Below are 23,988 nucleotides of genomic sequence, written 5' to 3'. Positions count from 1 at the left end.
TCCCCCCGAGGGCGCGGCGGAACGACGATCGACGACCCGCCAGACCGGGACGATAGCGGTACCGGACAGACGAACGGAATGGCGAACGGCAGCCGACCCCTGGCATATGCGGAGCCATAAGCCGCGTCCCGTCACGGATCCGGCGCGATGTGCCCGCCCGGGACCGGGTGGGGAGCCATGACAAACATCACCCCGCGATGAGGCCGCGGGTGGCGTGGCTCACGGCGCACGTGGTCCCGGTCACCGGGTGGTGATTGCGTGGTCCGGGTCACTGGACGCGGGTGGCTGGTGCGGGGGCCCTCACTTGTCCGGGCGGACCACCCCGAGGATCTCCATCGAGCCCGCGCCCGTCAGCGTGACATTCCGGCCCGGGCGCGGTGCGTGCACGATCGCGCCGTCGCCGATGTACATCCCCACATGGCTGGCGTCACCGTGGTAGATGATCAGGTCGCCGGGGCGCATGTCCTTGATCGCGATGTGCGGGAGCTGCCGCCACTGTTCCTGCGAGGTGCGCGGGATCGGCCGTCCCGCCGCCGCCCACGCCTGGGACGTCAGCCCGGAGCAGTCGTACGATCCCGGGCCTTCGGCCCCCCATTCGTACGGCTTGCCGATCTGCGACGTCGCGAAGGCCACGGCCTTCTTGCCGCGCTCGCTCGCCTCGCGGTTGATCTCCTTGAGGGCGCCGGAGCCGAGCCAGGCGGTCTGCGCCCGGTACTCCGCCTCCTGCTCCAGCTTGAGGAGACGGGCCCGCTCCTCCTTCTCCAGCTGTGATTCCAGCTTCTTCGCGGCGTCGATCTGCGCGTTGATCTGCTTCTTGGCCTTGGCCTGCTTGATCCGGTTGGCTTCGAGCTTCTTCCAGTTGGTGCTCGCGTCCTTGGTGTACATCTCCAAGTCCGCCTGGGTCCTGGTCAGTTCACCGAGGACTCCCTTGGCTGCCTGCTGGCCCTGCCAGACCCGGTTGATGCCGTCCATGAACATCTGCGGGTCGTTGCTGAGCATCAGCTGCGCGCCCGGCGGCAGCCCGCCGGTCCGGTACTGCTCGCGAGCCTGGGCACCCGCCTTGCTCTTGAGATCGGCGATCTTCGCCTGTCCGTCGACGATCGCCTTCGCCAGTTCGACGATCTCGCCGGACTGCTTCTTGGCCTGCTCTTCGGCGAGGTTGTACGCATCGGTGGCCGCCCCGGCCTTGCGGTAGAGGGCGTCTATCTCCTTGCGCACCTCTTCGAGGCTCTTCTTCGGCGCTTCGGGAGAGGCGGTGGGGGAGGGCGGTGCGGGCGCCGCGAATGCCTGGGTCGGCGCGGTCAGTACGGTCAGCGTGCAGACCACAGTGATCGCGGCAGCGGCACAGTGGCGTCGGTTCACGAGCTCCCCCTCCGAACGGAACTGATTTACCGTCAGTAACTTTTTTGCGACGTCGAGATCGTGCCATGCCGTACCGAAAAGCAACAGAGGCAGACAGCTCCTGTCCTGACGGGCACTCGGGTCACATGGGTCATGCCGGCCGGGCGGGATTGCTTCCCCCTCGTCTGGGACGAATGACGCCCCGTCCGCGTTCCCGGGTGTCCCTCGAATCACTCTCGTTCAGAAACGGCCGGGTTCGGGCCGCAGAGCCGCCCATTTCACCGTGACTTCACCCTGCCGCCACCGTCGTACCCCGTCCGTCAGCGGCCAGTCGCCGGAAAGCGAACGGACCGCGGTGATCCAGCGCTGCCGCGCGCCCAGCGAGGCGTACGGCGCCGCGGCGGCCCACGCGCGGTCGAAGTCGCGCAGGAACGCGTGGACCGGTTCGCCCGGCACATTGCGGTGGATCAGAGCCTTGGGGAGTCGTTCCGCGAGATCGGAGGGGCGGTCCAGGGAGCCGAGGCGGGTCGCGAACGTGACCGTGCGCGGGCCCTCCGGGCCGAGCGCCACCCATACATGGCGGCGCCCGATCTCGTCACAGGTGCCTTCCACCAGCAGCCCGTCGGGCGCGAGCCGGCCGCAGAGCCGCTGCCAGACCGCGGCGACCTCACCCTCGTCGTACTGGCGCAGCACGTTCGCCGCCCGGATGAGGGTGGGGCGGCCGGCCAGCGGGATCTCGAAGCCGCCGTGGACGAAGGTGAGTCCCTCTTCCTCGTACGGTTTCGCCGCCGCGACCCGCTCCGGGTCGATCTCGATGCCGACGACCGCCGTGCGCGGTTCGGCGGTGCGCAGACGGTGCAGCAGCTCCACGGCGGTCCAGGGCGCGGCCCCGTACCCGAGGTCGACGGCGACGGGGGCGTCGGAGCGGCGTAGGGCCGGACCGTGCGTGGCGGCGATCCAGCGGTCCATGCGGCGGAGCCGGTTCGGGTTGGTGGTCCCGCGGGTCGCGGTGCCGATGGGGCGCATGACAGCGAGCCTAACGATCCCTGGGGCGGCGACCTGCGGCGCTGTCGCGTCCGGGTAGGCGTGGTGACGCGCCGTGGTCGGGCGTAATGATTTGGTAAAGCGGAAATGAAAGGGTGCATTCCGCTGTTCCAGCCTTTCGAAGGGGCTCCGTGTCCCTTCGGTGTCGTGCCCTGAGCGAGGAGGACCGGACGACGTGAGCCAGTACGTCTCTCGGCTCGGCAGCAGCCGTATGGCGCCGCGCCTCAGGTTCCCCGGCACCTTTCCCGGCAGCCACCGCAAACCCCGCCGCGTCGCGATGCTCTCCGTCCACACGTCCCCGCTGCACCAGCCGGGCACGGGCGACGCGGGCGGCATGAACGTCTACATCGTGGAGCTGGCCAAGCGGCTCGCAGCGATCGGCATCGAGGTGGAGATCTTCACCCGGGCCACCACCGGTGCACTGCCTCCGGCGGTCGAGATGTCGCCCGGTGTCCTGGTCCGGCATGTCGACGCAGGGCCTTACGAAGGTCTGGCCAAGGAGGACCTGCCCGCCCAGCTCTGCGCCTTCACGCACGGCGTGATGCAGGCCTGGGCCGGCCAGCGGCCCGACTACTACGACCTGGTTCACTCCCACTACTGGCTGTCCGGCCATGTCGGCTGGCTCGCCGCGCAGCGCTGGGGCGTTCCCCTCGTCCATGCCATGCACACCATGGCCAAGGTGAAGAACGCCGCGCTCGCCGAGGGCGACACCCCCGAGCCGGCCGCCCGGGTCATCGGTGAGACGCAGATCGTCAATGCCGCGAACCGGCTGATCGCGAACACCGCGGAGGAGGCGGACGAGCTCGTCCGCTTCTACGAGGCCGATCCGGCGGCGGTCGCCGTCGTGCACCCCGGGGTCAACCTCGACCGCTTCCGCCCCGCCGACGGGCGGGCCGCCGCCCGGGACCGCCTCGGACTGCCCCAGGACGCCCTCATACCGCTCTTCGCGGGCCGCATCCAGCCGCTGAAGGCTCCCGATGTGCTGCTGCGTGCGGTGGCCGTGCTGCTGGACCGGAACCCCTCGCTCCGTTCCCGCATCGTCGTTCCGGTGGTCGGCGGCCCCAGCGGCAGCGGGCTCGCCAAGCCGGAGGGCCTGCAGAAGCTGGCGGCGCGGCTGGGGATCGCCGATGTCGTACGGTTCCACCCGCCGGTCGGCCAGGACCAGCTCGCCGACTGGTTCCGGGCGGCGTCCGTGCTGGTCATGCCCTCGTACAGCGAGTCCTTCGGCCTGGTCGCCATCGAGGCGCAGGCGGCGGGCACACCCGTCGTCGCGGCGGCCGTGGGCGGGCTACCGGTGGCGGTACGGGACGGGGCGAGCGGTTTCCTGATCCCCGGGCACGACCCGGAGGCGTACGCACAGGCGCTGACCCGGTTCGCCGAGTCGCCGGAGCTCGTCGCCCGGATGGGCGGGGCGGCGGCCGCGCATGCGCAGGGCTTCGGCTGGGACACGGCCGCGTCCGCGACCGCGGACGTGTACACCGCGGCGATGCACGAACACCGCCGTCGTGTCCGCGGCCACTACGTCTGACGTACCCGCCCACCGCGGCCGACGCGCACCCGCGCCGGGGCGACGGACGCCCGCACCACACCTCACGTACGCTCACCCCATGGCTGACGTATCCGCCGAAGCGGCAACAGCGCAGGTCATCGAGGCGACGCTGAAGGACGCCGGGCTCGAATGGGAGAGCCCCGACCGCGGTACCTACGTGGTGAAGCTTCCCGGTACCCGCAAGCTGTCCACCACCTGCTCGCTCATCGTCGGCAAGCACTCGCTCTCCCTCAACGCCTTCGTCATCCGCCACCCCGACGAGAACGACGCTGCGGTCCACCGCTGGCTGCTGGAGCGCAACCTCCGCCTCTTCGGCGTGAGTTACGCGATCGACCGGCTCGGAGACATCTACCTCGTCGGCCGGCTGCCGCTCTCCGTGGTCACGCCGGAGGAACTGGACCGGCTGCTCGGCACGGTCCTCGAAGCGGCCGACGGCTCCTTCAACACGTTGCTGGAGCTGGGCTTCGCGAGCGCGATCCGCAAGGAGTACGCGTGGCGGGTGTCGCGCGGCGAGTCCACGCGGAACCTGGATGCGTTCACGCATCTGACTCAGCGGCCCGCCAACTGACCTCCCTCGCCGACGTCCTGCACCACGGTGCCGTACCCGACGCGACCCCCCGCACTCAACCGTGCCGTCGCCGCTGCCGGAGAGCGTGGCGGTGGCCCGTCCGTATCACCGGCGTGCACAGGCACCGGGTTGCCACGGAGTGCCCGCTCCCGCTCGGCTCGGCAGGGGGAGAGAGTCCCTTCACGGGATGATCACAACGCAATCACGATCATGTGCTGTGGCCTCATTGGTTGAGCGTCAAACCACGGCTCGCTCATAGGGTTTGGGGCATGAGCCCTACCGCCGTACGCCGTACCGCCGTTGCCGCCGCCTGCGCGATGTCCCTGACCCTCCTTGCCACCGCCTGTGGCGGAGACTCCGACTCCGGCACCAAGGGCGCCGACGGCAAGGGCAAGGAGAGCGCCGCGGCCCGCCCTGCCGCCAAGGCGCTGACCGCCGCGGAGCTGGACAAGGCCGCGCTGGTCCAGGGCGACGTCAAGGGGTACAAGGTCGCCGACACGGGCAAGGCCGACGTCGTCTCGGCCTCCGACGTCACTGCGGACAAGGAGGCCTGTAAGCCTCTCGCCGACGCGCTGATGGGCGCCGAGCTCGGCACACCCGCGGCGGTCAACCGGCGCAAGGTGATCAGCGAGCCCAAGAAGAACCAGAAGGACAAGCTGGACAGCGCGGGCGCGGGCGGGGCCTTCACCGCCGCCTTCGACATCACGACGACGCTGACGTCCCTCGCCTCGTACGACGGCAAGGGCGCCCAGGACACCGTCGAGAGCCTGCGTACCGCGGCGACCGCGTGCTCCGGCGGCTTCACCCTCACCGCGGGCGGGACGAAGCAGAAGGTCGTCACGATCAAGGAGGAGAAGATCTCGGGCGGTGAGGAGGCAGCCGCCTGGACGCTGACGGTGGAACAGGACGGCGAGAAGGCCCCGCTCAAGCTGGTCGTCGCACGCCAGGGCCCGACGGTCGCATCGTTCAGCGCTCTCAACCTGGCCGCTGCCGGCACGGGCCAGGACTTCGAACTGCCGACCGCGGTGGTCGACGCGCAGCTCGCAAAGCTCGCCTGAGTGGCGGAAGTCAGGGAAGCGGTACCAGCCGCACCACGGTGACGGTGAGGACGGACCCGGAGACGTAATAGAGCACGATGGCCCCGGCGACCGTGGCCTCACGCCGGTCGTGCTCACTCTTGACGGCGGACGACCCGTGCGCGTACGGGTCGCTCCCCAGGGTGCGTGCCATCTCGTCCCGGAAGGTGCCTCCTTCCCTCATCTTGGCCAGGGTGTCGTCGGCGGGCGGAGCGTAGGAAATACGGAAGCTCAAGCGACGCTCCGCCTCTCGGCCTCGTCCCGCGCCAGCCGGTCCAGGATCCGTTCGGCCTCGGGATCGGGCACGGCCTCCAGCATCCAGTGCCGCATCACGGCCTGGATCTCCTGCACTCCGGCCCCATTGATGGCGCGGTCGAACTCCTCGCGTCTCTCCTCGGGCAGCGTGGCCCGGATGTCCGGAATGCTGTTGGGCACGTCGACTTCGGTGCCGCCGACAAACGTCTTCAGTGGCTCGCCCATGACCGTTCTCCCGATCGCCCAACGTGCTGCGTCACACAGTACGGCGATGGCTACGGGCCGTCACCTCGCTTGCCGTCACCACTTCTTGGTGGGAGGTGCCGGGTCGTCAGAAGTCGAGGCGGCCGACGGCTCGGGCAGTTCCCGTACGGCGGACCGGATCCGGTCGAACGTGGCGACCGGATGCCCCGAACCGTCCGCCGGCAGGACGACGCCGAGACAGACCAGTCTGAACTGCCGCCCGTCGAGGTGGATCCCGACGAAGACGGGCGCCCCGACACATCCAACGGGAACGGTGCCGTTCCACCACACCGGCCCGTCGGCGGCGTCCCGTACGACGGTCCCCACGACGACGGCCTGCGGCCGGTCGGTCCGGTCCGGCCCGACATCGTGTCCCAGGACATAGGCGGGAAGCGGCTCGTCACCGATGCCGGCGACGTCCTTCTCCTTCGCCGCCAGCCCGTCGGTGATCTCGTCGGTTGCCCATTCCCACCGCTTGCGGCGGGCGAGGGCATGCAACGGGGCGGCGGACATCACCGCGACACCGGAGTCACCGAGCGGGATCCACCCGTCCTCGAACGCGCGCATCACCAGGGCGTTGGCGCTCATGGCCGAATTGGACAGCTCGGGCCGCAGCCGCACCTCGGCGATGTCGTACCGGGTCAACGCACGGGCCGTCACCAGATACTGCCGGACGGTCTCCGTGTCTCCCTGCGTGGCGACGAGGTCGTTGAACCAGAACGCCGTCCCGAAGTCCGTCCCGCGATGGGCCTGTTGATACGGCAGAGTGGAGCGGGCGGCGTTGGCGGTTATGGCGTCGATGATCGAATGATGATCAGCGGTCTGTGCGGACATGGGGCTGGACCCTAGCGGAGCGGATCGGAAGCGGCGCCGGATTTCTCCGCGCAGTCAGCGGGGGGCTGTTGGCGTCCGACGGATCGTCGGAGACCTGGAGGGGTGGGCTGATGGGCGCATCGGTATGGAACTACTGCGTGCCGTACGAACCGGACCTGCACAGGGCGTTCGAGCCCTTGCGGCGGAAGGTGTTCCAGGAGGCAAAGAGGCAATCCCTGGCCGATCGGAACGGCTGCAGGGCACTGGAGAGGGTGTCCGGATGAAGCGGCGGACGGTGCTTGTGCTGGGCATGGGTGCTGCGTTCGGTGGCGTGGGCGTCTGGACGGTAGCCGGCGCGAGCCGTCGGAAGAGCCACACCGACAAGGAAGCGGTGGAGAAATACTTTCCGGCACTGGGCCCGCTGGTGGAGGCGCACTGGGCGACGAGTCGTGATGGCGAGGCGGATGGGCGCTCCCTGCTGCCCTCGCCCGACCTCATTGTCACAGCCGTCCTTCGGCTGAAGCCGGACAAAGTGGCCACGTTGGTAGCCAATGGGGGCTTCCGCGTGGTGGATACGGATGTCAGCAACCTTTCCTGGTTCGAGAAGGGGCTGTCCGACTTCCTGCCGACAGGTGCGAAGTGGGAGCACAGCGACGCCTTCGACGAAGCGGCATTGAGCAAGTTCAACGGCGGCCAGTGCTACCTGGACAGGGCGACCGACACCGTCTTCGCCCGGGCGGTCAACCCGATAGGTCCGGGTGTGCCCACCACCGCCACGCCTGCTGCTGCTTCGTCGTCCTGAGAGACCACCTCGCTCTGCTCTGTGACTCGTCACCGGCCGCGTGCAGGGGTTGTGGATGCACCCGCATGGAAGATCGCGTATGCGCTTCCTGGCTGACCTGGCAGAACGCTGACCTCGGCGCACTGCGCCACATCGCCGCGGTTCCGCGTGAGTGCCCCCTCCAGCCCCTCGGAACGGGCACGCCAGGGACACGCCGCCGGCCTAGAACTCATTCTCGTCCGGGACGCACAGCATGCGGTGAGCGGGCACCACCAGCTCACCGAGCAATGGATCGATGCCCCGCAGACGGACGGCCACGAACTCGACGGCCACACTCGAATGCCGGGCCGGCCTCTTCACGAGTCGCCAACGATAGCGAGCCGGCACATCCTTGGCGGGGAACTCTCTCATGGCGAGGCTCACCCACCGGTCGTAGTTGGTCGGGTAGAGACGAACCAGAGCCCCGCACTCCTCACACGAGGGCGGCTCGATCACTGACACGTGGTCGGGGTCAGGCTCGGGCCTCGGAGCGGCCGTGGCGCCTTCGCTCCAGGCAAGGCTGTTGGCGACCCTGTTCCAGCAGGGATCGCAGAGTATGGCCAAGAGATCGATCCGACCGCGCCTGCGCACGGTCGGGTCTTCCGTACAACAGACTTGGCATGCGGTCCAGCGGATGTCCCCTGTTGCCCCCATGCGTTCGAGTGTGAGCGGAAAAGAAGAGATCCCGGCAGGTCGCGATTTGGCCTCATTGGCGCAGTCGTGACGGATTCAGTCGCGACCCGCGTCACGCCATTCACGTGGGGGCGGCCTTCCCGGCCGAGCCGGGGCAGGCTGACACCCGCTTGAGAAGTTCGGTCCGAGCCGAATCAGCGAATGCCCGTGCGGTGAAGTGCTGGTCGAGACGGACGCCCAGCTCACGCTGTCCTGCGCCGTGGCCGGTCGGAGACAACCATGGATGTAGGAGAGCCGCGGCGGGCGCCGTCGGTGGGCGAGCGGTGGTGCACGTCGGCCGGACGCGAGGAGGAACGCCATGATTGTCGACTGCGCGCACTACCGCGACGGGCGCCGGCAGCAGGAGGGTCCGATGCCACTGGAGCAGGCCGCCGCCCGCTGCAGGCAGGGCGGCTTCGTCTGGCTGGGCCTCTTCGAGCCCGGCCAGGAGGAGATGGACAACGTGCGCGAGTGCTTCGGACTGCACGAACTCGCCGTCGAGGATGCCCGGACCTCCCACCTCCGGCCTAAGGCAGAGCGGTATGAGGACGGCACCGAGCTGATCATCCTGCGCACCGCCCGCTACGACGACGAGCGTGAGGAGATCGACACCGGTGAGATCAGCGTCTTCCTCGCGGAACACTTCGTGATCACCGTTCGCCAGGGCATCGCCAGCGAGCTGCACGGCGCCCGCGCCCGGCTCGAACGCCGCTCCGAGCTGCTGCGGGCCGGTACCGCCTCAACCCTGTGGGCCATCCTCGACCAGGTCGTCGACAGTTACGCGCCGGTCGTCGCGGAACTCGACCGCGACATCGAGCAGATCGAGGCCACGGTGTTCTCCGGGGTGATCGCACCGACCGAACGGATCTACTTCCTGCGTCGTGAGGTCACCGACTTCTACCGCGCCGTGCACCCGCTGCTCGCAGTGCTCTCCCGGCAACTGCAGCCCGGCAAGTACCCGGCCGAGCTCCTGCCGTACTTCCACAACGTTCATGATCATCTGTTGCTGGTCAACGAGGAGGTCGCCGCCCAGCGCGACCTGCTGACCACCGTCCTGGAGGCGAACATCGCGGTGGTCTCCGTCGAGCAGAACAAGATCAACCTCCAGCAGAGCGCCACGATGGAGCGGCTCACGATCGTCGCGACCGTGTTCCTTCCGTTGTCCTTCGTGGTCGGCTTCTTCGGGCAGAACTTCGCCTGGCTGGTCGGGCACATCGACAGCTTCACAGCGTTCCTCGACCTCACGGCCGTCGGACTGCTGCTGCCGACCCTGGTGCTGTTCGTCTGGCTACGCCGACGGCATGGTCACCCGGCACCGCTGATGCCTGAGGCGAGCAACGCCGTCTCGCACACCCCGACGGCCTCCACGAAGTGAGGACGGCGCCGGCTCATGGCGTGGCCGCCGTCTCCGGGACGGCACGGTCAAGCACCTGACGGCCCAGCGGTGGCCCCAGGGCAGCGACAAGCCCCCCACTGGTGGAAAACCACAGGCAGGGGGCTTGATCGTAGGCTCTTACTTCTTCTTGCCCTGGTTCTTCACGGCCTCGATGGCGGCCTTCGCCGCGTCCGGGTCGAGGTACGTGCCGCCCGGCTTCAGCGGGCGGAAGTCGGCGTCCAGCTCGTAGGCGAGCGGGATGCCGGTCGGGATGTTCAGGCCCGTGATGTCGGCGTCCGAGATGCCGTCGAGGTGCTTGACCAGGCCACGGAGGCTGTTGCCGTGGGCAGCGACCAGGACCGTGCGGCCGGCCAGCAGGTCCGGGACGATGCCGTCGTACCAGTACGGCAGCATGCGCTCGACGACGTCCTTGAGGCACTCGGTGCGCGGACGCAGCTCGCTCGGGATCGACGCGTAGCGCGGGTCGTCGCTCTGCGAGAACTCGGCGCCGTCCTCGAGGACGGGCGGCGGGGTGTCGTACGAGCGGCGCCAGCGCATGAACTGCTCGTCGCCGAACTCGGCGAGGGTCTGCGCTTTGTCCTTGCCCTGCAGGGCGCCGTAGTGGCGCTCGTTCAGACGCCAGGTGCGGTGGACCGGGATCCAGTGGCGGTCCGCGGACTCCAGCGCGAGCTGCGCGGTGCGGATGGCGCGCTTCTGGAGGGAGGTGTGCAGGACATCGGGGAGCAGGCCGGCGTCCTTGAGCAGCTCACCGCCGCGGACTGCTTCCTTCTCGCCCTTCTCGGTGAGGTTGACGTCCACCCAACCGGTGAACAGGTTCTTCGCGTTCCATTCGCTCTCGCCGTGACGGAGGAGGATCAGCTTGTACGGTGCGTCGGCCATGAGTCCGAGCGTAATCGAACCCGTGCGGGCTTCGCGCAGCCGGTCACAGGGCGGACAAATGGCGGGGGAGTGGCGGGTCGGGCGGCTTCGATTGACGGCAGCCGTCAAACGAGTGGCGGCCCGGAAGCAGAGCTTCGTAATGTGCTCCTAGCCATCGGGCCACTTACAGCTCGAACCCGTTCCGTACGTCCCCGGGGGGAACCGTTATGTCTGTCGCCGGTCTCAGACGGGCCGCACGCGAATCCGTGTCCGGTCTCCCCAGGGAGTTCTGGTGGCTGTGGACCAGCACTCTGGTCAACCGCCTCGGGGCGTTCGTCGCCACCTTCATGGCGCTCTACCTGACCCTGGACCGGGGCTACTCCGCCTCGTACGCGGGGCTGGTCGTCGCGCTGCACGGGCTCGGTGGGGTCGTCTCCTCGCTCGGCGCGGGGGTGATGACGGACCGGCTCGGGCGGCGGCCCACGATGCTGATCGCGCAGAGTTCGACCGCCGCGTCGGTCGCGTTGCTCGCGTTCATGGTCCATCCGGTCGCGATCGCCGCGGTCGCGTTCCTCGTCGGCATGACGAGCAACGCGTCCCGGCCCGCCGTGCAGGCGATGATGGCCGACATCGTCCGGCCCGAGGACCGGGTGCGGGCGTTCTCGTTGAACTACTGGGCGATCAACCTGGGCTTCGCGGTGTCGTCCGCGGGCGCGGGGTTCATCGCCGAGTACAGCTATCGGGCCGGGTTCATGGCCGAGGCCGCGATGACGCTGTTCTGCGCGCTCGTCGTCTTCCTGAAGGTGCCGGAGTCCCAGCCGGAGCGGACACCGAGAATCGCGAAGGGCGCGGCGGCCGAGTCCGAGGTCCGGCTCTCCACCGTGCTGCGCGACGGCCGCTTCATGAGCGTCGTCGGACTGTCGTTCGTGGTCGCGCTGATCTTTCAGCAGGGGTACGTCGGGCTGCCCGTGGCGATGGGTACGGACGGACTCTCCAGTTCCGACTTCGGCACCGCGATCGCCGTCAACGGTGTGCTGATCGTGGTGCTCCAGATCCCCGCCACCCGCTTCATCCAGCAGCGCGACCCGCGCCGCCTGCTGGTCGTGTCGTCGTTGCTGGCGGGGTACGGATTCGGGCTGACCGTGTTCGCCGGGTCGGTTGCCGTGTACGCGCTGACGATCTGTGTCTGGACGGTCGGCGAGATCATCAACGCACCGGTCCAGAGCAGCCTGGTCGTCCGCCTCTCCCCGGCGCACGGCCGGGGCCGCTACCAGGGCATGTACACGCTGTCGTGGTCCGCGGCCGCGCTGATCGCTCCGCTGATGTCCGGTTTGGTGATCGACCACTACGGGGCGACGTGGCTGTGGGGGATGTGCGGGGTGCTGGGGTCGGTCGCGGCGCTCGGGTACTGGGTGCTCATGCGCGGGCTTCCGGCGGAGGAGAAGGCGACCGAGGTGGTGGCGGTGACGGCTGCGGAGGCCGAGCCGGACGCGGCCTCGGGTACCCCGCAGGGTGCGGTGGAGCGAGCGGTCTGACGGGGGCGGCGGAGTTGCCGCCGGCCCCGGGGTGGCCCGTCCCCGCCGCGCCGTCATCGCCTGAAGCGGCATTGGCTGAAACGCACCGGACCGGCGCCCCGCCACGGGGCGCCGGTCCGGTGGCGTCCGGTCAGCCGGAGCAGCCGCCGCACTGGCACGGCGCGCCCGACTGGCAGCCGCACCCGCAGCCCGATCCGCAGCCACAGGCACCGAGCACCGTCAGATGGACCACTTCAGCGGGTGTCTCCTGCTGCGGGTCGGTCGTGGGGGAGTCGGCCATCGTTCCTCCTCAAGGACGTACATCCAGGCGTACGACAGGGCCGTACGCCCGACAGCGACGTACGACCGGGGCGTACCACCAGGCGTACCGCCTGCCGCCCCACCTCATTCATGCCCACTCCGGCTGCCCCATCAACGGCGCATAGGCGGCGCATCCAAGGCACACCCGCGCAAAACGCGCCGTCCCGCTCCTTGTTACGCGCCCTCTACAGACGCCGCATTCTGGATGTCGTCCGCGTGTTCACCCGTCACCAGATAGACGACCCGCTTGGCGACCGACACCGCGTGGTCGGCGAAGCGCTCGTAGTAACGGCCGAGCAGCGTCACGTCGACGGCAGTCTCTATGCCGTGCTTCCAGCGGTCGTCCATCAGGTGCTGGAACAGCGTGCGGTGCAGCAGGTCCATCTCGTCGTCGTCCTGCTCCAACTGGAGCGCCAGGTCGACGTCCTTCGTGATGATCACCTCGGCGGCCTTGGCCATCAGGCGCTGCGCCAGCTGCCCCATCTCCAGAATGGTGGCGTGCAGGTCGTTCGGCACCGCCGACTGCGGGAAGCGCAGCCGGGCCAGCTTCGCCACGTGCTGGGCCAGGTCGCCCGAGCGCTCCAGGTCGGCACTCATCCGCAGCGAGGTGACCACGATCCGCAGATCGGTCGCCACGGGCTGCTGGCGCGCGAGGAGGGCGATCGCTCGCGCCTCCAGGTCGTGCTGGAGGTCGTCGACCTTCTGGTCCGCGGCGATCACGCTCTCCGCGAGCTTGAGGTCGGCGTCGAGCATGGACGTCGTCGCCCGGCCGATCGCCGATCCGACCAGCCGGGCCATCTCGACCAGGCCCTCTCCGATCGAGTCGAGTTCCTCGTGGTAAGCGTCGCGCATGGAAGTCCCTCTCCAGTCCTCACTATGGCCGGGGCCAGATCTGGACCCCACGCTCTCACCCTGTGGGGCGTACGCGTCCGGATCCGGCCGACCAAGTGAACCGGCACTTGCCCCTCGGTGAACTCTGGGCGACGAGTGTTCGAGTACGCCCTCGGATGGCTGGGAGAGCGCTGCCGCACCCGCTTAACCTTGACGCATGGACGTGAACGCGGCGGTCGCCGCAGCTGCAGCGATCGCCGGGTTGTGTACCGGCGTGATCGCCATGCTGGCGTTCCGCTGGAGCGAGCGCGACCTGAAGCGACCCACGCGCACGTCCCTGCGGCCCGACAGCAACGGCGCACTGCCCCCCGGGGTCGACACGGTGCTCTCCGTGCTCTCCTCCTCGGCGGTCGTGCTCGACGAGAGCGACAGTGTCGTCAAGGCCAGCTCCGCCGCGTACGCGCTGGGACTGGTCAGGGGCGGCCGGCTGGCCGTCGAGCCCATGCTGCACATGGCCAGGGACACCCGCCGGGACGGTGAGATACGACAGGTCGAGCTGGACCTCCCCCGGCGCGGTACGGGCCGGGGCGAGGCTCTCGCAGTCTCGGCACGGGTCGCCCCGCTGGGTTCCCGGCTGGTGCTCCTGCTGGTCGAGGACCTCACCGAGGCCCGCCGTATCGAAGCGGTACGACGCGACTTCGTCGCCAACGTCAGCCATGAGCTCAAGACCCCGGTGGGAGCGCTCTCGCTGCTCTCCGAAGCCGTCATGGACGCGTCCGACGATCCGGAGGCGGTCGAGCGGTTCGCGGGCCGGATGCAGATCGAGGCGACCCGGCTGACCAACCTCGTGCAGGAAATCATCGACCTCTCCCGGGTGCAGAACGACGACCCGCTGGAGGACGCCGAGCCGGTGCGGGTCGACGAACTGGTCGCCGAGGCCATCGACCGCTGCCGGCAGCAGGCCGGCGCGAAACAGATCACCATGGCTGCCGGCGGCACCGCGGCGCTCCGGATCTGGGGCAACCGCGGCCAGCTCGCTGCGGCGCTCGGCAATCTCGTGGAGAACGCCGTCAACTACAGCCCCGCCCGCACCCGCGTCGGCATCGCCGCGAGGCGCCTGGCCGTACCGGGCGGGGACGAGATCGAGATAGCCGTGACCGACCAGGGCATCGGCATCTCGGAGAAGGACCGCGAGCGGGTCTTCGAACGCTTCTACCGCGTCGACCCGGCCCGCTCACGGGCCACTGGTGGCACCGGTCTCGGCCTCGCCATCGTCAAACATGTGGCCGCCTCGCACGGCGGGGAGGTCACCGTCTGGAGCTCGGAGGGACAGGGCTCCACCTTCACCCTGCGGCTGCCCGAAGCGGGCTCCGTACGGGACCGAGACCGCACATCGGGCGGCCCGCTCATCGTCAACGGTGACGACGGGACCTACCGGACCGCCGACCCCGACACTCTCGAACCCATTCCTGCCCCGGAGGTCCTTCCGTGACCCGAGTGCTTGTCGTCGAGGATGAGGAATCCTTCAGCGACGCCCTGTCCTACATGCTCCGCAAGGAAGGCTTCGAGGTCGCGGTCGCGGCCACGGGCCCCGACGGGCTCGACGAGTTCGAGCGCAACGGCGCCGACCTCGTCCTTCTCGACCTGATGCTGCCGGGCCTGCCCGGCACCGAGGTCTGCCGCCAGCTGCGCGGCAGGTCCAACGTCCCCGTGATCATGGTCACGGCCAAGGACAGCGAGATCGACAAGGTCGTCGGCCTGGAAATAGGAGCCGACGACTATGTGACCAAGCCGTTCTCCTCGCGGGAGCTCGTCGCCCGCATCCGTGCGGTGCTGCGGCGTCGCGGGGAGCCGGAGGAGGTCACTCCGGCCGCCCTGGAGGCGGGCCCGGTCCGGATGGACGTGGACCGCCACGTCGTCACGGTCTCCGGCGGCAAGGTCGACCTCCCGCTCAAGGAGTTCGACCTGCTGGAGATGCTGCTGCGGAACGCGGGCCGGGTGCTGACCCGGATGCAGCTGATCGACCGCGTCTGGGGCGCGGACTACGTGGGCGACACCAAGACCCTCGACGTCCACGTCAAGCGTCTGCGCGCCAAGATCGAGCCCGATCCGGGGGCGCCGCGCTTCCTGGTGACGGTGCGTGGCCTGGGCTACAAGTTCGAGCCGTAAACCCGGGTCCGTGCGGCAGGCGGCCGGGCGGAGCACATACGACGGAGGCGCCTCCCGCTCGGGAGGCGCCTCCGTCGTGCGTATGTCAGCCGGCCGACTGCGAGGCCGACGCGGCGTCCGTCGGGCCTGCGGCGCCGCTCGCCGACTCGGACGGGCTGCCCGACGGCGCGCCCGGCGTCGCGGACCCGGACGGCGTCGTCGCGGGCGTCTCGGACGGCACCGCCGGCAGCGAGCTCGGGCCGAAGCCCGTGAAGTAGCTGGTGGCCGGGACGACGAACACGCCGAGCGGGACGTCGCCGGTCTTGCTGAACTTGAAGACGACCGACTGCACGTTGCCGTTCTGCGCGGCCTCGCGGCCGTTCTCGATCACGGCGGCGGCATTGCCCTTGCCGCCGAGGACGACCTTGCCCCCGGCCGGGACGACGATCGGTCCCGCACCCTTGGCAGCGTGCAGCTGCACCGTCGCGCCGGTGCCGGGCAGGGTGATCGCGTCCAGCGTCTGCCGTGCGACACCGTTGTTGAACAGCGTCGCGGTGACGACGGCCGGACCCGCGGCGTTGCGCTCGGGCTGGGTGATGACGTTCGCGTTCTGGATCCGGATGTCACCGACGGTGGTGGCAGCGCTGTCCGGCTTGATTCCGAGCGTCTGAGCGTCATTGCCGGCACCACACGCGGAAAGTGCACCGATCGAGATCACGATGGCAGTGGCGGCAAGGGCGCCGCGTCGAAGGCTGCGGCTCACGGCTGCGGCAACTCCTTGAACGTACGGACTTCACGGACTGGAGGGGCGAGCGACGTAAAGCCGCCCTAAGGGTGTGTCAGCGGGCTTAGGTTACCGAGCCCTCGTCCCCGCCCCGCACCCGACCCGCCCCTACAGCCCCCCGGGCATCACGAGCGGTGTCCGCGGTCGGGCCCCTGATCCACCGGCATGCCGCCCCGCCCCCGCGATTCGTGTGCTGTTCACATAACAGGCTTGATCAATTCCTCGGACCGTGACGCATTCCTTGCGCATAATCTCCGCAACCCCTGCCGTTGATCAATTCCATTGGTCATCCGTACTTACGTCCGTGCGGGTGATCGATCTCCGAACGGAGTACGGAAAGTTCACCATCTAGAATCAGGCAAACCGGGACGTTCGGTCACTTCGAAGGGGGTTCGGACGTGTGTGACGCGGGTGTTTCGCCCTGCCTGTACAGCCGCTCCGACCTGCGAATACCACCTTCCCGAAGCCTTCCGCAGCACGTCCGTGTTGCTGTTGTCAAGCCCCGAGATATGCCCTGACCTGCGAAAACGCCATTCAGGAGAAGCTGTTCTCGTGTTACCCTTGATAGCCACGGAAGGGGTACCTGTCACATGACGTTCAAGGTTGGCGACACCGTGGTCTATCCCCATCACGGGGCCGCGCTGATCGAGGCTATCGAAACTCGCCAGATCAAAGGCGTGGACAAGACCTACTTGGTGCTCAAGGTCGCCCAGGGTGACTTGACGGTTCGTGTCCCGGCGGACAATGCAGAGTTCGTGGGTGTGCGCGACGTAGTCGGGCAGGAGGGCCTGGACCGGGTCTTCGAGGTGCTGCGCGCACCGTACGCCGAAGAGCCGACGAACTGGTCCCGGCGCTACAAGGCAAATCTGGAGAAGCTCGCCTCCGGCGATGTCATCAAGGTCGCCGAAGTCGTTCGCGACCTGTGGCGTCGTGAGCGTGAGCGCGGACTCTCCGCAGGTGAGAAGCGCATGCTCGCCAAGGCTCGCCAGATCCTGGTGAGTGAGCTCGCTCTCGCGGAGAACACGAACGAAGACAAGGCCGAGGCTCTGCTCGACGAGGTCCTCGCGTCCTGACCCGGATCGCACCGGTCGTAAATAAATGTGCCGCGGTGCCCGCTGACCAGCCGTATTCACGGTGCGTCGTCGGGCGCTGCGGCATGTCCGGATTCGGATCCGGCTATCCCCCCGATACTTTGCTCGCGATCTTGCAAGGCCTACCCCCGAGCAGCCGCTGCGGCTTGCCCGAACTCGACCGGGTGTCACGGAAAGGGTCCCGGCCAAGTCAAGGCGTCGCGCCCGGCTCGCTTGTGGCCATACCCATGTCGGCCGTGGAAACAAACATGCTGATGCTTCGGAGTGCAACCGATGTCTGATCAATCGCGTCCGTACCGCACCGCCGCGGTGATTCCCGCCGCCGGCCGAGGCGTACGGCTCGGCCCGGGCGCCCCCAAGGCGCTCCGGGCGCTGAGCGGCACGCCCATGCTCATCCACGCGGTACGGGCCATGGCGGCGTCCCGGTCCGTCTCCCTCGTCGTCGTGGTCGCCCCGCCGGACGGCGCGCCCGAGGTCAAGAACCTGCTGGACGAACACGCCCTGCCCGAGCGCACCGACTACCTCGTCGTGCCGGGCGGTGACACCCGCCAGGAGTCGGTCAGCCTCGGCCTCGCCGCGCTCCCCGAGGACATCTCCGCCGTCCTCGTCCACGACGCGGCACGCCCGCTGGTGCCGGTCGACACCGTGGACGCGGTGATCGAGGCCGTACGCGACGGTGCACCCGCCGTCGTCCCCGCGCTGCCGCTCGCCGACACCGTCAAGGAGGTCGAGCCCGGCGCGCCCGGCGACCCGGAGCCCGTGCTCGGCACGCCCGTACGGGCCAGGTTGCGTGCCGTGCAGACCCCGCAGGGCTTCGACCGGGACACCCTGGTCCGCGCCCACGAGAACGCCGCCGTCGACGGCGAGGGCGCCACCGACGATGCGGGCATGGTCGAACAGCTCGGGGCGCCCGTCGTGGTCGTACCCGGGCACGAAGAGGCATTCAAGGTGACCCGGCCGCTCGACCTGGTGCTGGCCGAGGCGGTTCTCGCACGCAGGAGGGCGAACGATGGGTTCTGAGCACGCGCCGGTGATTCCGCAGGTCGGCATCGGCACGGACATCCACGCCTTCGAGGAGGGCCGCGAGCTGTGGTGCGCGGGCCTGCTCTGGGAGGGCGAGGGCCCCGGTCTCGCCGGCCACTCCGACGCCGACGTCGTGGCGCACGCCGCCTGCAACGCGCTGTTCTCGGCTGCCGGGCTCGGCGACCTGGGACAGCACTTCGGGACGGGGCGCCCCGAGTGGTCCGGCGCCGCAGGCGTCACGCTGCTGACCGAGGCGGCGCGGATCGTGCGGGCCGAGGGATTCGAGATCGGGAACGTCGCCGTACAGGTCATCGGCGTACGACCGAAGATCGGCAAGCGGCGCGACGAGGCGCAGAAGGTGCTGTCGGCGGCGGTGGGCGCCCCGGTCTCGCTCTCCGCCGCCACATCGGACGGGCTCGGATTCACCGGCCGTGCGGAGGGGCTCGCGGGGCTCGCTACGGCGCTGGTCTACCGGGTGGGCTGATCACGTGCGGGGTGCCCCGGCGGGCGGTGCGGTTCTCGTGCGGGGTGCCCCGGCGGGCGGTGCGGTTCTCGTGCCCTGGTCCGGGGCGGGGGTTCCGTCCTCAATCGCCGGACGGGCTTGATTGTCGGCGCCGTGCCCCCGGGGGTGCCGCTGCGTCTGCCGGGTGGTGGGGCGGGTGGGGCCCCTCCGGGGCGTCTCCTCGGGACTGGCGCGGAAACCGGCACCGCGGACGAACCCGGCACCTACGCCAGCCCCTGCGGGGACTCCCCTGCACGGCCCCACCCCCGTATCGTCCGCGTCCGCGACCCGGCGGTCGTGACAGGAAGGCACACCGGGCCGCTGACGCGGGACGGCCGGTCCGGGGCCGTGCAGGGGAGTCCCCGCAGGGCGACGAACACAGACCCGGGCTCCCCTCGCGTACCCGCCGAACGTTCGTCGCCCGAGGAGACACCCCGGAGGGGCCCCGGACCACCACCACCCGGGCAGGCGACGGCGCCATCGGGGGCGAGGCGGACACCCCAGCCCGTCCGGCGCTTGAGGACGGAACCGCCCACCCCGGGGGCCCGAACCCGCCGGACACGGCAAGCGATTGCGGAAAAAACGGCGGTCACTTTCGGGCGCCGTCCGTACGAAGTTGTTTCGCTGCACCCAAGGGGGCACTGCGCACAGGTGCGGGCCCACTACCCTTGAGGGGTGACTATTCGCCTGTACGACACCAGCGCCCGGCAGATCCGTGACTTCGTCCCGCTCACAGCGGGCTGTGTCTCGATCTACCTCTGTGGCGCAACCGTCCAGGCCGCCCCGCACATCGGGCACATCCGGTCCGGGCTGAACTTCGACATCATGCGCCGCTGGTTCGCCTACCGCGGCTACGACGTCACGTTCATCCGGAACGTCACCGACATCGACGACAAGATCATCGGGAAGTCGTCCGAGCAGGGCCGCCCCTGGTGGTCGATCGGGTACGAGAACGAGCGCGCGTTCAACGACGGCTACGACGCTCTCGGCTGCCTCCCGCCCACCTACGAACCGCGCGCCACCGGCCACATCACCGAGATGGTCGAGATGATGCGCGGCCTGATCGAGCGCGGTCATGCCTACGAGGCCGACGGCAACGTCTACTTCGACGTGCGGTCGTTCCCCGGCTATCTGGAGCTCTCCAACCAGGACCTGGACGACCTGCGCCAGCCGTCCGGCGAGGGCGAGACCGGCAAGCGCGACCAGCGCGACTTCGCGATGTGGAAGGCGGCCAAGCCGGGCGAGCCCAGCTGGGAGACCCCGTGGGGCCGCGGCCGCCCCGGCTGGCACCTGGAGTGCTCGGCCATGGCGCACAAGTACCTCGGCACCGCCTTCGACATCCACGGCGGCGGCATCGACCTGATCTTCCCGCACCACGAGAACGAGATCGCCCAGGCGAAGGCATACGGCGACGAGTTCGCGAAGTACTGGGTGCACAACGGCTGGGTCACCATGTCCGGCGAGAAGATGTCGAAGTCGCTCGGCAACTCGGTGCTCGTCAGCGAGATGGTCAAGGCGTGGCGCCCCATCGTGCTGCGCTACTACCTCGGCACCCCGCACTACCGGTCGATGATCGAGTACAGCGAGGAGGCGCTGCGCGAGGCGGAGTCCGCGTTCGCGCGGATCGAGGGCTTCATCCAGCGGGTCATCGAGATGGCCGGCGGCGAGGTCGTCGCCGCCTCCGAGGTGCCGCCCGCGTTCGCCGAGGCGATGGACGACGACCTGGGCGTTCCGCAGGCGCTCGCGATCGTCCACACCACCGTCCGGCAGGGCAACTCCGCACTCGCCGCCGACGACAAGGAAGCGGCAGTCGCCAGGCTCGCGGAGGTCCGCGCGATGCTCGGCGTCCTCGGCCTCGACCCGCTCGACGAACACTGGGCGGGGGAGAGCGACCGCGGCGAGGATCTGCACGGGGTCGTCGACTCGCTCGTACGCCTCGTCCTGGACCAGCGGCAGTCGGCCCGCGACCGCAAGGACTGGCCCGCCGCTGACGCCATCCGTGACCAACTCAACCAGTCGGGCCTCGTCATCGAGGACAGTCCGACGGGCCCACGGTGGACGCTCGGCCCGCGCCAGTAGGCCGTCCGTGTGCCGCCCGGCGTTCCGGGCGGCACACTTTCATTACGTACGCACGTCTGAAGCAACGAAACAGGTAGGTCATGGCCGGGAACAGCCAGCGCAGGAACCGCCGCACGTCCAACAAGAAGGGCATGCAGGTCGGCAGCGGTGGGCAGCGTCGCCGTGGCCTGGAAGGCAAGGGACCGACGCCGCCCGCCTCCGCCCGCAAGGGACACAAGAAGAACCGGATGGCGAACGCCCAGGCCCGACAGGCCGCTGCCCGCCGACCCGCCCCGCGGCGTGGTGGCGCCAAGGGCACGTCCGAGATGGTCGTGGGCCGCAACCCGGTCTACGAGGCGCTGCGCGACGGCGTCCCGGCGACCACTCTGTACGTCCAGCAGTACATCGACAACGACGAGCGGGTGCGCGACGCGCTCCAGCTCGCCGGCCAGCGCGGCAACATCAACCTGATGGAGGCGCCGCGCCCCGAGCTCGACCGGATGACGAACGGCCTGAACCACCAGGGCCTCGTTCTGCAGGTCCCGCCGTACGAGTACGCGCACCCGGAGGACCTCACCGCTGCCGCGTACGACAACGGCGAGGACCCGCTGATCGTCGCCCTCGACGGCGTCACCGACCCGCGCAACCTCGGTGCGGTCGTCCGCTCCGTCTCCGCGTTCGGCGGCCACGGCGTCGTCGTGCCGGAGCGCCGTGCGGCCGGGATGACGGCGGGCGCCTGGAAGTCCTCGGCGGGCACGGCGGCCCGTACGCCGGTCTCCCGGGTGACGAACCTGACTCGCGCCCTCGAGGGCTACCAGAAGGCCGGCATCACGGTCGTCGGCCTCGCCGCGGACGGCGAGCACACCGTCCAGGACCTGGAGGCGCTCAGCGGCCCCGTCGTCATCGTCATCGGCAGCGAGGGCAAGGGCCTGGGCCGTCTGGTCGGCGAGACCTGCGACTACCTCGTCCGGATCCCGATGCCGGGCGGCGCGGAGTCGCTGAACGCCGGCGTCGCCGCGGGCATCGTGCTGTACGAGGCGGCCCGGCGCCGCGTCTGACCGGGGCGGCTCCCGGACGGGCCCGAGAGCGGCCGTCCGGGAGCCTGCGCTGCCGGACGGCGGCGGCAGGGCTCCGACCTCGGCAGACGCGGCGGCGCCGACCGCCACGCGCACCCCGGCCACCGCACCGCCCGGGCCTGTTGACGGGTCTCGGACACATCGGGGCCGTCAAGGCAGTGTCCTAATCACACATCACTCGGTTAGATGAGTGTGGACACCAGAACGCCTCGGTTCGACGAACTACCCGCCCTGAGCATGGCCAAGGTGGACTGCGACCCAGCGCAGGTCATCGTCAACCACGCCAGCTTCCGGGTGCAGCTGGCCCCCGGCCAGCGCGCACGGGTGCGCGGTGCCGCCCCCGCGGGGTCCGCCAGGGTCCCCGCCATGAGCGGCAGCGGGGCGGGACGCGGCAGGCGCTCGCCCGTCGTGTGGAGCGGCAAGTCCGCCCCCGGCGATCCCGGCGCCACCGGACTCCTCCAGGCCGTACGTAACTCCACCGCGGTCGGCCTCGACGGCGGGTACGGCCCGTACGGCGACGAGTTCGGCGGCTCGGGCGCCACCCAGGTCATCCCGCGCCTGGACGAAACCCAGCCCACCCCCATCATCCCCGCCCCTCAACGGTCCGGCGGCCGCCACGGCAAAGGCCCGCTGCTGCCCCCGATGCGACAGGCGGTCGGCGCGTACGACGCCGTCGACACCGGCCCGTACGACCATGAGCCTTACGAGGACGACGAGTTCGACGAGACCGTCGGGAGCAGGTCGCAACGGCACAGCACCGACACCGTCCGGCATGCGTACTACCCCGGACGCCGGATGAACCTCGGGGTCGTACTCCTGCCGATGCGGGTGTTCCTCGGCTTCATCTCCATCTGCGCGGGCGTGGGCAAGCTCTGCGACCCCGTCTACTTCGACGGCGGCGAGCGCGGCTCCATGGTCAAGTGGCTGGCCTCGCTGCACCCTTGGGGACTCGCCGAACCGCTGCGGGACTTCGCGGTCTCGCACCCGGTCGGGGCCGGACTCACCGTCGCCTTCCTCCAGGTCGTCGTCGGCGTCCTCACCGTCCTCGGCCTCTGGCAGCGGGTCGCCGCCTCGGTCGGTGCCCTGCTCTCCGCCGTGCTGCTGGTCACCGTCAGCTGGCGGACCGTCGCCGTCTACGACGCGCCGGACATCATCTACCTCGCCGCGTGGAGCCCGCTCGTCATCGCGGGCGCCCCCGTCTACTCCGTCGACGGGCGCCTGGCCGGCGAGGCGTGGCGCACGCTCGGCCCGCGCTCCGCGATCTGGGACCTGCGCCGCCGGGTGCTGCGCCGCGGTGCCGTCGTCGCCACCGTCGTCGTCGGGCTCACCCTGCTCATCGGTTCGATGCTCGGCGGCGCCGTCCGCTCTTCCGAGGTCATCACCGTGCCCGGACCGAACGACAACCCGACCAACCAGCTCCCCGGCTCCCCCCTCCCGCAGGAGTCGGGCAAGGGCAAGGCCTCGCGCAGCCCCGCCGGACAGAAGCCCTCCCCGCGCTCCAGCGCCGCTGCCACGCCCTCCGCACAGGCCTCCACGCCCGGCACGGACAGCGTCCGCGAGCCCGGCCGGGCCGCCGGTGCCGGCACCGGACAGCCCAGCCACACACAGGGCACCGGGCAGCAGCCCCCGCACCGGACGGCCCCGCAGCAGCCCCCGACGACCAGCGCCGGACCGAGCTCCTCCGGCTCCACCGGCACGGGCGGCGGCTCCACCAGCGGTGGTTCGACCGGCGGCGACTCCACGGGCTCGACGTCCGGCGGCACGTCGGGCGGCGGCCGCAATCCGATCGGCGGACTGCTCGGCTGAGCCGCACGCCACGCGGGAGGGGCGGGGGCCGGGAAACCCGGGGGCGCCCCCCGCGCCCGCCGGCCCCCGGGCGGCCCGGCCGGCCCGGGAGGACCCCCCCCCCCCCCCCGCCCAGCCCGGCCACCGACACCATCTGGCCGCCCCTGCGAACCACGAGCTCTACACCCCATAGCTCCTCGGCAGCGGACTCGATCAGGGC

At 70.0% G+C, this 23,988-nt stretch carries 24 protein-coding genes; 14 read left to right on the top strand and 10 right to left on the bottom strand.

Going from position 1 to position 23,988, the window contains the following annotated elements; translation table 11 throughout:
- Nucleotides 1–300: 300 nt before the first annotated feature.
- Both ACNPQM_RS25090 and ACNPQM_RS25085 read right to left on the bottom strand, forming a co-directional pair.
- Entirely contained in the window at nt 301–1,362 is a 1,062-nt protein-coding gene (locus tag ACNPQM_RS25090) for a C40 family peptidase (protein ID WP_418085807.1), read from the bottom strand.
- A 219-nt stretch (nt 1,363–1,581) separates the two neighbouring features.
- A complete protein-coding gene (locus ACNPQM_RS25085; RefSeq protein WP_358860324.1) occupies nt 1,582–2,367 on the bottom strand; it encodes a class I SAM-dependent methyltransferase in 786 nt (261 codons plus the stop codon).
- Nucleotides 2,368–2,560: 193 nt separating this feature from the next.
- Here ACNPQM_RS25085 and mshA point away from each other — a divergent pair, with 193 nt between their 5' ends.
- The 3 genes from mshA (at nt 2,561) to ACNPQM_RS25070 (ending at nt 5,560) form a co-directional block, all read left to right on the top strand.
- Nucleotides 2,561–3,913: a D-inositol-3-phosphate glycosyltransferase gene (gene mshA / locus ACNPQM_RS25080; protein WP_418085806.1), complete on the top strand. Its 1,353-nt coding sequence runs from the start codon at nt 2,561–2,563 to the stop codon at nt 3,911–3,913.
- A 79-nt stretch (nt 3,914–3,992) separates the two neighbouring features.
- The gene (locus tag ACNPQM_RS25075) at nt 3,993–4,502 is read left to right on the top strand and encodes a YbjN domain-containing protein (RefSeq protein ID WP_345512378.1); all 510 of its coding nucleotides are present in this window, start codon (nt 3,993–3,995) and stop codon (nt 4,500–4,502) included.
- A gap of 269 nt (nt 4,503–4,771) precedes the next feature.
- Nucleotides 4,772–5,560, top strand: coding sequence for a hypothetical protein (locus ACNPQM_RS25070; protein WP_418085805.1), 789 nt, complete (start codon nt 4,772–4,774; stop codon nt 5,558–5,560).
- A gap of 10 nt (nt 5,561–5,570) precedes the next feature.
- Here ACNPQM_RS25070 and ACNPQM_RS25065 read toward each other — a convergent pair whose 3' ends face one another.
- The 3 genes from ACNPQM_RS25065 to ACNPQM_RS25055 all read right to left on the bottom strand — a co-directional run bounded on the left by ACNPQM_RS25065 (nt 5,571) and on the right by ACNPQM_RS25055 (nt 6,910).
- Complete coding sequence (locus ACNPQM_RS25065; RefSeq protein WP_418085804.1) at nt 5,571–5,813, bottom strand: hypothetical protein; 243 nt, start codon at nt 5,811–5,813, stop codon at nt 5,571–5,573.
- On the bottom strand, nt 5,810–6,058 hold the full coding sequence (locus tag ACNPQM_RS25060) for a hypothetical protein (protein WP_345512371.1): 249 nt from the start codon (nt 6,056–6,058) through the stop codon (nt 5,810–5,812). Before ACNPQM_RS25060 ends, ACNPQM_RS25065 begins: the two co-directional genes overlap by 4 nt.
- 75 nt (nt 6,059–6,133) lie before the next feature.
- The gene (locus tag ACNPQM_RS25055; RefSeq protein ID WP_418085803.1) at nt 6,134–6,910 is read right to left on the bottom strand and encodes a hypothetical protein; all 777 of its coding nucleotides are present in this window, start codon (nt 6,908–6,910) and stop codon (nt 6,134–6,136) included.
- A gap of 259 nt (nt 6,911–7,169) precedes the next feature.
- Between ACNPQM_RS25055 and ACNPQM_RS25050 the strand changes: the two genes are divergently transcribed.
- The gene (locus ACNPQM_RS25050) at nt 7,170–7,691 is read left to right on the top strand and encodes a hypothetical protein (protein WP_418085802.1); all 522 of its coding nucleotides are present in this window, start codon (nt 7,170–7,172) and stop codon (nt 7,689–7,691) included.
- Between the two features lie 201 nt (nt 7,692–7,892).
- On the opposite strand, the gene ACNPQM_RS25045 is transcribed toward ACNPQM_RS25050, so the two are convergent.
- Nucleotides 7,893–8,171 carry a DUF6083 domain-containing protein gene (locus ACNPQM_RS25045; RefSeq protein ID WP_418085801.1) on the bottom strand — a complete coding sequence of 93 codons (279 nt, stop codon included), beginning with the start codon at nt 8,169–8,171 and terminating at the stop codon, nt 7,893–7,895.
- 529 nt (nt 8,172–8,700) lie between these two features.
- Between ACNPQM_RS25045 and ACNPQM_RS25040 the strand changes: the two genes are divergently transcribed.
- The gene (locus ACNPQM_RS25040; RefSeq protein WP_418085800.1) at nt 8,701–9,756 is read left to right on the top strand and encodes a magnesium and cobalt transport protein CorA; all 1,056 of its coding nucleotides are present in this window, start codon (nt 8,701–8,703) and stop codon (nt 9,754–9,756) included.
- Between the two features lie 138 nt (nt 9,757–9,894).
- Here ACNPQM_RS25040 and ACNPQM_RS25035 read toward each other — a convergent pair whose 3' ends face one another.
- Nucleotides 9,895–10,656, bottom strand: coding sequence for a phosphoglyceromutase (locus ACNPQM_RS25035; RefSeq protein ID WP_418085799.1), 762 nt, complete (start codon nt 10,654–10,656; stop codon nt 9,895–9,897).
- 206 nt (nt 10,657–10,862) lie between these two features.
- Here ACNPQM_RS25035 and ACNPQM_RS25030 point away from each other — a divergent pair, with 206 nt between their 5' ends.
- On the top strand, nt 10,863–12,170 hold the full coding sequence (locus tag ACNPQM_RS25030) for an MDR family MFS transporter (protein WP_358860339.1): 1,308 nt from the start codon (nt 10,863–10,865) through the stop codon (nt 12,168–12,170).
- 130 nt (nt 12,171–12,300) lie between these two features.
- On the opposite strand, the gene ACNPQM_RS25025 is transcribed toward ACNPQM_RS25030, so the two are convergent.
- On the bottom strand, nt 12,301–12,450 hold the full coding sequence (locus tag ACNPQM_RS25025; RefSeq protein ID WP_358860340.1) for a hypothetical protein: 150 nt from the start codon (nt 12,448–12,450) through the stop codon (nt 12,301–12,303).
- A 194-nt stretch (nt 12,451–12,644) separates the two neighbouring features.
- The gene (gene phoU, locus ACNPQM_RS25020; protein WP_358860341.1) at nt 12,645–13,322 is read right to left on the bottom strand and encodes a phosphate signaling complex protein PhoU; all 678 of its coding nucleotides are present in this window, start codon (nt 13,320–13,322) and stop codon (nt 12,645–12,647) included.
- 196 nt (nt 13,323–13,518) lie between these two features.
- On the opposite strand from phoU, the gene ACNPQM_RS25015 reads away from it, so the two are divergent.
- Together ACNPQM_RS25015 and ACNPQM_RS25010 are read left to right on the top strand one after the other, a co-directional pair.
- Nucleotides 13,519–14,793: a sensor histidine kinase gene (locus ACNPQM_RS25015; RefSeq protein ID WP_418085798.1), complete on the top strand. Its 1,275-nt coding sequence runs from the start codon at nt 13,519–13,521 to the stop codon at nt 14,791–14,793.
- Nucleotides 14,790–15,470 carry a response regulator transcription factor gene (locus ACNPQM_RS25010; RefSeq protein WP_358860343.1) on the top strand — a complete coding sequence of 227 codons (681 nt, stop codon included), beginning with the start codon at nt 14,790–14,792 and terminating at the stop codon, nt 15,468–15,470. Before ACNPQM_RS25015 ends, ACNPQM_RS25010 begins: the two co-directional genes overlap by 4 nt.
- An 85-nt stretch (nt 15,471–15,555) precedes the next feature.
- Here ACNPQM_RS25010 and ACNPQM_RS25005 read toward each other — a convergent pair whose 3' ends face one another.
- On the bottom strand, nt 15,556–16,212 hold the full coding sequence (locus ACNPQM_RS25005; RefSeq protein ID WP_358860344.1) for a DUF461 domain-containing protein: 657 nt from the start codon (nt 16,210–16,212) through the stop codon (nt 15,556–15,558).
- A gap of 611 nt (nt 16,213–16,823) precedes the next feature.
- Between ACNPQM_RS25005 and ACNPQM_RS25000 the strand changes: the two genes are divergently transcribed.
- The 6 genes from ACNPQM_RS25000 to ACNPQM_RS24975 all read left to right on the top strand — a co-directional run bounded on the left by ACNPQM_RS25000 (nt 16,824) and on the right by ACNPQM_RS24975 (nt 23,789).
- On the top strand, nt 16,824–17,306 hold the full coding sequence (locus tag ACNPQM_RS25000; RefSeq protein WP_006380568.1) for a CarD family transcriptional regulator: 483 nt from the start codon (nt 16,824–16,826) through the stop codon (nt 17,304–17,306).
- 291 nt (nt 17,307–17,597) lie between these two features.
- The gene (gene ispD / locus ACNPQM_RS24995; protein WP_358860345.1) at nt 17,598–18,344 is read left to right on the top strand and encodes a 2-C-methyl-D-erythritol 4-phosphate cytidylyltransferase; all 747 of its coding nucleotides are present in this window, start codon (nt 17,598–17,600) and stop codon (nt 18,342–18,344) included.
- The gene (gene ispF, locus ACNPQM_RS24990) at nt 18,334–18,831 is read left to right on the top strand and encodes a 2-C-methyl-D-erythritol 2,4-cyclodiphosphate synthase (RefSeq protein WP_358860346.1); all 498 of its coding nucleotides are present in this window, start codon (nt 18,334–18,336) and stop codon (nt 18,829–18,831) included. Before ispD ends, ispF begins: the two co-directional genes overlap by 11 nt.
- Before the next feature lie 693 nt (nt 18,832–19,524).
- Entirely contained in the window at nt 19,525–20,928 is a 1,404-nt protein-coding gene (gene cysS, locus ACNPQM_RS24985; RefSeq protein ID WP_358863134.1) for a cysteine--tRNA ligase, read from the top strand.
- Between the two features lie 80 nt (nt 20,929–21,008).
- Nucleotides 21,009–21,965 (top strand): 23S rRNA (guanosine(2251)-2'-O)-methyltransferase RlmB, encoded by a 957-nt coding sequence (rlmB, locus tag ACNPQM_RS24980; RefSeq protein WP_358863135.1) that lies wholly within the window; start codon nt 21,009–21,011, stop codon nt 21,963–21,965.
- A gap of 204 nt (nt 21,966–22,169) precedes the next feature.
- Nucleotides 22,170–23,789, top strand: coding sequence for a DoxX family membrane protein (locus ACNPQM_RS24975; protein ID WP_418085797.1), 1,620 nt, complete (start codon nt 22,170–22,172; stop codon nt 23,787–23,789).
- Nucleotides 23,790–23,988: the final 199 nt, after the last annotated feature.

Source organism: Streptomyces sp. NPDC056231, assembly GCF_048270745.1.
In the GTDB taxonomy this organism is placed as follows: Bacteria; Actinomycetota; Actinomycetes; order Streptomycetales; family Streptomycetaceae; genus Streptomyces.
Note: the sequence above shows the minus strand (reverse complement) of the source record. Positions and strands in the feature narration are given on the sequence as shown.